The following is a 7,099-nucleotide window of genomic DNA, read 5'->3' as shown; positions in this document are numbered from 1 at the left end:
AGAGGGACTCGAACCCTCACATCCGTGGGACACTAACACCTGAAGCTAGCGCGTCTACCAATTCCGCCACCTTCGCACATTGTCATCAATCTTGTTTTACATGCCATCGATGAAGCATGTTGCAGTATGGTGCGAAGAGAGGGACTCGAACCCTCACATCCGTGGGACACTAACACCTGAAGCTAGCGCGTCTACCAATTCCGCCACCTTCGCATCACTGCGGTGGGGGATTCTATAGAGTTTTGGGGGGGCGTCAACAGCCAAAGGGGACTTTTTTCGCTGTTGACGGATAAAGCTGTATCAAGGGCACAAAACTTCAGCAATCTGGGTCACGCCGGGGCCAGTGCGTCCTGATACATCTGCTCGTACAGGGGGACGGAGTCGGCCCAGTCGAAGCGGGTGTGCATGGCATTTTGCTGCACGCGAGCAAACCGCTCGGGTTCCTGAAGGTAGTGGAGCAGGCTGCGGCGCATGGCATCGAGCAGGGTGCTGGCGGTGGGATCGTTGAAGCAGAAGCCGGTCGCCCTGGCGGGATCGGCATCCCAGTCCACCACAGTATCCTTGAGTCCGCCGACGGCTCTCACCAGCGGCAGGGTGCCATAGGCCAGGCTGTACATCTGGTTGAGGCCGCAGGGCTCGAACAGGGAGGGCATCAGGAAGAAGTCGGCGCCGGCTTCCACCAGGTGGGCCAGACGGTCGTCATAGGCGTTGATAAAGGCGAACCTGTCGGGATGTTGCTGGGCTATGGTCTGCAGCTGTGCGGCGAGGGAGGGATCGCCGGAACCCACTATCACCACCTGCACCTGATGCTGCAAGAACTTGTCCAGCGCCGGGATCAGCAGGTGCACCCCCTTCTGCTCGGTCAGACGACACACCATGCCATAGATGGGCAAGTTGCCGACGGGCAGCCCCGTCTCCTGCTGCAGGGCCCGTTTGCAGGTGTGTTTGCCGGCCAGGTGGTCGGCGTCATAGGTGGCGGGCAGCAGAGGATCGAAGGCGGGATCCCAATCCTGATAGTCACAACCGTTGAGGATGCCGCGCAAGTCGCTCGCCCGTTGCTGGAACACGCTGGCCATGCCGTGAGCCCCCAGGTGCGTCAGCAGCTCGCTGGCGTAGTTGGGGCTGACCGCATTGATCTTGTCCGCATAGAGCACACCGCACTTGAGCAGGTTGATGTGACCGTAGTCGTAGTTGATGCGCTGCTCGTAGTCCTGGATCTCCGGCACGGCCCAGAACTGCTGGCGATCGAACACCCCCTGGAAGGCTGCATTGTGGATGCTGATGACAGACCGGGTGCGCTGGAAGAAGGGATTGTGAGCGTGGCGCGTCTTGAGCAGCAGCGGCAGCAGGCCGGTGTGCCAGTCGTTGCAGTGGACTATGTCAGGGGCGAAGTTCAGCTGCTCGCAGGCGTGCAGGGCCCCCGCCGCCAGGAAGGCGAAACGCTCGCCGTTGTCGGGATAGGCCTGATTGTTCTCGGCATAGAGCTGGGGCCGCTCGAAATAGGGCGGGCAGTCGAGCAGATAGACGCAGATCCCGTCCAGTTCCAGCTGATAGATGCGATAGCTGATGTCGTCCCGCCCCTGGGGGGTGGGCAACCAGCGCGAGGCGAGGAGGGTGGCTTCGTCCCGGCGCTTGAGCGTCTTGTAGAAGGGCAGGATGATACGAACGTCGTGACCCTCCCGGGCGAGATGTTGCGGCAGGGCCTTGGCCACATCCGCCAGGCCCCCGGTCTTCACCAGCCCCTCAACCTCCGAGGCTACAAACAGGACTTTCAGTGGGTTAATAGCCAACTCTTGCTCCCTTAGGTACCACGACGATACCGCCTTCGGATACGGTAAATCGCTCTCTGTCATGGTCCAGATTCTCACCGATCACGGTGCCGGGTGCAATTTCAACGTTTTTGTCGATGATGGCGCGTCGAATTGAGCAGCCTTCACCTATTTTCACATCCCCGAGCAGCACGGATTCGCTGATGTGGCTGCAGGGGCCTATGTTGCAGCGGAAACCCAGGATGGAGCGCTGGATCTGGCTGCCCTGAATGAAGCAACCGCCGGAGATCAAGGAGTTGGCAATCTTGACCTTGCAGTCATCGGTGTCGATGAAGGTGGCGGGGGGCAGGGGCGGGTAGTGGGTGTGCAGCGGCCACTTGCGATTGTAGAGGGAGAAGGGGGCGTCGTCGGCCACCAGATCCATATGCGCCTGCCAATACGAATCGAGGGTCCCCACATCGCGCCAGTAGACGTTGGGCTTCTCACCCGGGATGACGTTGGTGCTGTAGTCGTAGACATAGACGGGGGCGCGCGGGAACAGGCTGGGGATGATGTCCTTGCCGAAATCGTGGCTGGAGTTCTCCTCGGCGGCATCGCGCTTGAGCTCGCGGTAGAGCGCTTCGGTCTCGAAGATATAGTTGCCCATCGAGACCAGTGCCTGGGTGGGATCCCCGGGGATGGGCTTCGGATGCCTGGGTTTCTCTTCGAAGCCTATCATGCGGCCCTCCTGATCCACCTCTATCACCCCGAAGGCGCTCGCCTCCTCGATGGGCATGCGCAGTGCAGCCACGGTCAGAGCGGCGGCCTTCTGCTTGTGGAAGCTCACCATCTGGCTCACGTCCATCTTGTAGATGTGGTCGGAACCGAAGATGCAGACGTGCTCGGGGTCGGATATCTCGATGAAGCGCAGGTTCTGATAGATGGCGTCGGCGGTGCCGTCATACCAGCGTTTGCCCATCCGCATCTGGGCCGGAATGGGATCGATGAAGCGATCCGTGATGCCGACTATGTTCCAGCCCTTCTTCATGTGCAGGTAGAGAGACTGGGACTTGAACTGGGTAAGCACATAGATGCGCAGGAAGTCGGCGTTGACGAAGTTGTTGAGCACGAAGTCGATCAAGCGGTAGCTGCCGCCAAAGGGGACGGAGGGCTTGCTGCGGGTGGTGGTCAGTGGCTGGAGTCGGGTTCCTTCGCCGCCTGCCAATATCATGGTGAGTATGCCTGCCATCGTATTTCTCTCCCTGAATTCATACTTTGAAAAGGTTTTCATGTTGCCGCGAAAAAACACCCCTAAAGGGGTGGTAAACGTTTTCTTGGTACCTTAGCAGATCCCGTCTGGCACTCTCTACTTGTTTTATTACAACCGTTGCACTTATTTAGGCTTTGCTCAGATACACCTTGAATTTGCCATCGCCGGCGATCACTTCGGTTCGTTTGAAGTGCGTCTCCAGTATAGGTTGGTAACGCAGAAAGGCATTGGCGACTATGGTCAGGGCGCCATCGGCGGTCAGAAACTCGGGGGCCCTTGCCAGGAAGGTTTCGGTGGCGGCATAGAAGGTCTTGAGCCCGGCATGGAAGGGGGGATTCGAGACGATATGTTGGAATCTTTCGGCAATATCTGAATAGACATCAGAGGCATAGACCCGCCCGCTCAGGCCGTTGACCGCCAGGGTACGGCGACTTGACTCCAGCGCCAGGGCGCTGATGTCCACCATGTTCACCGTCAGTGCCGGGTTGCGTTTGGCCAGGATGGAGCCGATGACGCCGGCGCCACAGCCAAAGTCGAGCAGCTTGCCTTGCATGGGGGGCAGGCTCGCCAGCAGCATCTGGCTGCCGAGATCCAGCCCGTCGGCGCTGAAGACCCCCGGCAGAGCCATGACGGTCAGCTCGGTATCCCCGGCCTTGCACTCATAGCGGCTGAACCAGGCATCCAGCTCGAAGGGGGCGACCGGCTTGCCGAGCTCGCCATGATAGAGAGAGCAGCGACGGGCGGAGTCGCGCTTTATCGGCTTCTCGCCATAGGGGGCCAGCAGCTTGTCGGCTCCGTTGATGCCGCCCCGGTTCTCGCCGGCGAGGAACAGATCGGCACCGCTTTCGAGCAGCGGCGCCATCATGGCCAGCAGATATTGCGCCTCGGCCTTGGCCTTGGGCATCAGCAGCAGCAGGGCATCGAAACGAGGGGCACCGCCGAGCTGGTGATCGAACAGGATGCGCTCACCCAGGGCTGCCTGCTGGCTCAGGAAATAGCAGTAGTCTGTGGTGAAGACCGTCAGGGAGTCGGCCAGCTCGGCCAGTTGACGAGGGTAATCATCTTCCAGGGCGCCACACACCAATAGCCGTTTGCCGACAAAGAGGGCTTGATTACGTTCCAGCATCTGGCTGACGGCACTGACAGGACGGCTCATTGGGACTCTCCACGCTTTTTTGGGCGGCCATTATACATGGCCGCTTTCGCCTTGACATTTATGCTGTGTTCCCGAAATATGCCCAGACACCTTATTTATCCAGAGATGATGCAATGCGGTCATGCGTATCGAAACGAAAGCATAAACACAGCCTGACATTCGGGCCTGCTGGCGTGCGCGCGTAACCTCTCATCCCTGAGACGATTCAAGCCCCGGTAGCGACCCCCGTACCGGGGCTTTTTATTGACCAATCCATCTGTTTAGGAGAAGGAAATCCCATGTTTCAAGGTTCGATAGTTGCCCTGATCACCCCATTTCGACAGGGCCAGCTGGACGAGGCCGCACTGGCTCGCCTGGTGGAGTGGCACATAGAGCAGGGGACCCATGGCATAGTGCCGGTCGGTACCACGGGGGAGAGCCCGACCCTGACCCACGACGAGCATTGCCGGGTGGTGGAGCTGGTGGTCAAGCAGGTGGCAGGACGGATCCCTGTCATCGCCGGCGCGGGGTCCAACAACCCGGTCGAAGCCATCGAATACACCCGTTTCGCCGAGCAGATGGGGGCGGACGCCACCCTGCATGTGGCCGGTTACTACAACCGCCCGAATCAGGAAGGCTTGTTCCACCACTTCAAGGCGGTCCATGACGCCACCACCAAGCCCATCATCGTCTACAACATTCCGCCCCGCGCCATCGTCGATGTGCAGCCGGCGACCCTGGCCCGCCTCGCCGAGTTGCCGCGCATCGCCGGCGTGAAGGATGCCACCGGCGATCTGGCCCGCCCCTGGACCGAGCGCCAGCTCATCAAGAAGCCCTTCGCCTGGCTCTCCGGTGAGGATGCCACCGCCGTCGCCTACAACATCGGCGGTGGTCAGGGCTGCATCTCGGTGACCGCCAACGTGGCCCCCAAGCTGGTGGCCGAGGTCCAGAACCTGACCCTGGCCGGCGAGTGGCAGGCCGCCCGCGAGCTGCAGGACAAGCTGATCCCGCTGCATCAGGCCATGTTCGCCGAGCCGAGCCCGGCGGGCGCCAAATACGCTGTCTCCCTGCTGGGACTGTGCAGCGAGGAGTGCCGTCTGCCGGTGATGCCGCTGTCTGACGCCACCCGCGAGCGGATCCGCGCCGCCATGCAGGCATTGAATCTGTTGTAAAAACTGGGCTCTGGATCTCGCTTTTGACTGCCCGGTCAATTAATGGCCAGGCTTTGCCGATATACTCGCTTGGATACAACCAAGGATGATTTGGCATGCAAGAATGGGATCCGGAGCACTTCACCAGTTTTGAACATCTCTGTGAAGTGACCTTGGCCGCGGTCAGAGAAAAGACCGAGGCCGAGCAGATCTATCTGTGGCTGCGGGCGCCGACGCCCCAGCTCTATCACTACAGGCCCGAGCAGGGCTTGCTCTGTCTGAGCGCCGACCTGCTCAGCTCCCTCGACCTGCCCCTCCTCTTCATAGAGCGCTCCCTCGATCTCGGCCAGTTGCTGGTGGAGCCCATCGCGCCGACCAGCGCCATCTGGGAGAGTGTCGAGCCTGAGGTCCCGCGCCTGCGTGCCTGCTTCCCGCTCAAACGCCACAAGGGGCTGGAGGCCGTGGTCTATCTGGAAACCCGGCGTCGCCTCGATCGTCTGCCAAGGCGCCAGCAGCAGAGCATACAGCTGCTCATGCACTACCTCGCCGCCGAGCTGGAGAGCCGGCGGCTCGCCGGTCAGGTCGATCTGGAGCGGGATCAGCGGATCCATACCCAGGCCGACCTCGTCCGCAGCCAGGCCCTGCAAGACTCCTTCCTCAGCATGCTGCAGGCGCTGCACCAGGTGGGAGTCAAGCTGTCGCGCTGTGACAGCGAGGATCGCCTGCTGCACGATGCCGTGGTGCTGGCGCGCCAGGAGCTGCAGTTCGATCGCATCGCCATCTTCCTGACGGACAGTGAATTCAAGACCATGCACGGGACCTGGGGCACCAACGAGGCGGGCGAGCTCATCGACGAGCGCCATTTCATCAGCGCCATTCCGGATCACCCCACGGTGCAGGAGGCGCTGCGCCGCAAGGACTATGTGCTGGTGCTGGAAGATACTCCGCTCTATTACGAGAAGCAGGAGGTGGGGCGGGGCTGGAATGCCATGGTGTCGCTCTGGGACGGGGGCACTCCCATCGGCTGGATCGCCGCCGACAACCTGCTCTGGCGTCGCCCGCTCAAGGCGTATCAGAGCGAGATCTTCAAGCAGTATGCCGCCGTGCTCTCCCAGTTGCTGATCCGCCAGCGCACCCAGGCGGCGCTCGAGCGCTTCAACCGTGACCTGGAGCTGCGGGTGCAGGAGCGGACCCGACAGCTGGCCGACACCAACCGGGCGCTGGAGGAGGCCAACCGGCGTCTCTCCCTGCTGTCGCTGGAGGATCCTCTGACCGGGATCGCCAACCGCCGTCAATGGGACATCACCATGGAGCGGGAGTGGGAGCGGGCGCGTCGCCATCAGGGAGTCTTGGCGGTGCTGATGATAGATGTGGACGAGTTCAAGTCCTACAACGACCACTTCGGTCACGGCAAGGGGGATCAGTGCCTGCAACGGGTCGCGGCCCTGCTGCAGGAGACGGAGCGGCGGCGCACCAATCTGGTGGCCCGCTATGGTGGCGAGGAGTTCGTGATCCTGCTGTGCGCCCCGCAACCCGGGGAGGCGGAGCGACTGGCAGAGCAGATCCACCAGGGACTGGAAGCCCTGCAGATCTCCCATCCGGCCTCCCGGGTGGCGAGCATGCTCACCGTCAGCATCGGCTTCAGCTATCTCATCCCCTCCTTGGACAAGGGGTGGCAGACCCTGACCGAACAGGCGGATCAGGCGCTCTATCACGCCAAGTCGCAGGGGCGGGCCTGTACCCTGGCCTATCGCTGACCCGGGCCTGCTTCTCTCACCTTCACCGCTGCCTCAGG

Annotated in this window: 5 protein-coding genes and 1 tRNA gene; 2 read left to right on the top strand and 4 right to left on the bottom strand. The window is 61.5% G+C overall.

Features of this window, described 5'->3' with window-relative positions; translation table 11 throughout:
* Positions 1–127: 127 nt before the first annotated feature.
* The 4 genes from AC3WR3_RS12670 to rsmC form a co-directional block, all read right to left on the bottom strand.
* Positions 128–213: transfer RNA gene (locus tag AC3WR3_RS12670), tRNA-Leu, on the bottom strand.
* A gap of 116 nt (positions 214–329) precedes the next feature.
* A complete protein-coding gene (gene glgA / locus AC3WR3_RS12665; protein WP_492292008.1) occupies positions 330–1,790 on the bottom strand; it encodes a glycogen synthase GlgA in 1,461 nt (486 codons plus the stop codon).
* Positions 1,780–3,039, bottom strand: a complete 1,260-nt coding sequence (glgC, locus tag AC3WR3_RS12660) for a glucose-1-phosphate adenylyltransferase (protein WP_264358400.1) — start codon at positions 3,037–3,039, stop codon at positions 1,780–1,782. Before glgC ends, glgA begins: the two co-directional genes overlap by 11 nt.
* 106 nt (positions 3,040–3,145) lie before the next feature.
* Complete coding sequence (rsmC, locus tag AC3WR3_RS12655) at positions 3,146–4,174, bottom strand: 16S rRNA (guanine(1207)-N(2))-methyltransferase RsmC (RefSeq protein WP_492292007.1); 1,029 nt, start codon at positions 4,172–4,174, stop codon at positions 3,146–3,148.
* 278 nt (positions 4,175–4,452) lie between these two features.
* Between rsmC and dapA the strand changes: the two genes are divergently transcribed.
* Both dapA and AC3WR3_RS12645 read left to right on the top strand, forming a co-directional pair.
* Complete coding sequence (gene dapA / locus AC3WR3_RS12650; RefSeq protein WP_042648184.1) at positions 4,453–5,325, top strand: 4-hydroxy-tetrahydrodipicolinate synthase; 873 nt, start codon at positions 4,453–4,455, stop codon at positions 5,323–5,325.
* A 95-nt stretch (positions 5,326–5,420) separates the two neighbouring features.
* Complete coding sequence (locus AC3WR3_RS12645) at positions 5,421–7,061, top strand: GGDEF domain-containing protein (protein WP_454010121.1); 1,641 nt, start codon at positions 5,421–5,423, stop codon at positions 7,059–7,061.
* The last annotated feature ends 38 nt before the right edge of the window (positions 7,062–7,099 follow it).

It is taken from the genome of Aeromonas sp. EU05-FHT14A05 (assembly GCF_058791175.1).
Note: the sequence above shows the minus strand (reverse complement) of the source record. Positions and strands in the feature narration are given on the sequence as shown.

What these genes read in the sequence shown, in the direction of transcription:
- glgC (WP_264358400.1), bottom strand. Translation starts at nt 3,039, where the DNA reads ATGAAAACCTTTTCAAAGTATGAATTCAGGGAGAGAAATACGATGGCA.
- dapA (WP_042648184.1), top strand. Translation starts at nt 4,453, where the DNA reads ATGTTTCAAGGTTCGATAGTTGCCCTGATCACCCCATTTCGACAGGGC.
- AC3WR3_RS12645 (WP_454010121.1), top strand. Translation starts at nt 5,421, where the DNA reads ATGCAAGAATGGGATCCGGAGCACTTCACCAGTTTTGAACATCTCTGT.
- rsmC (WP_492292007.1), bottom strand. Translation starts at nt 4,174, where the DNA reads ATGAGCCGTCCTGTCAGTGCCGTCAGCCAGATGCTGGAACGTAATCAA.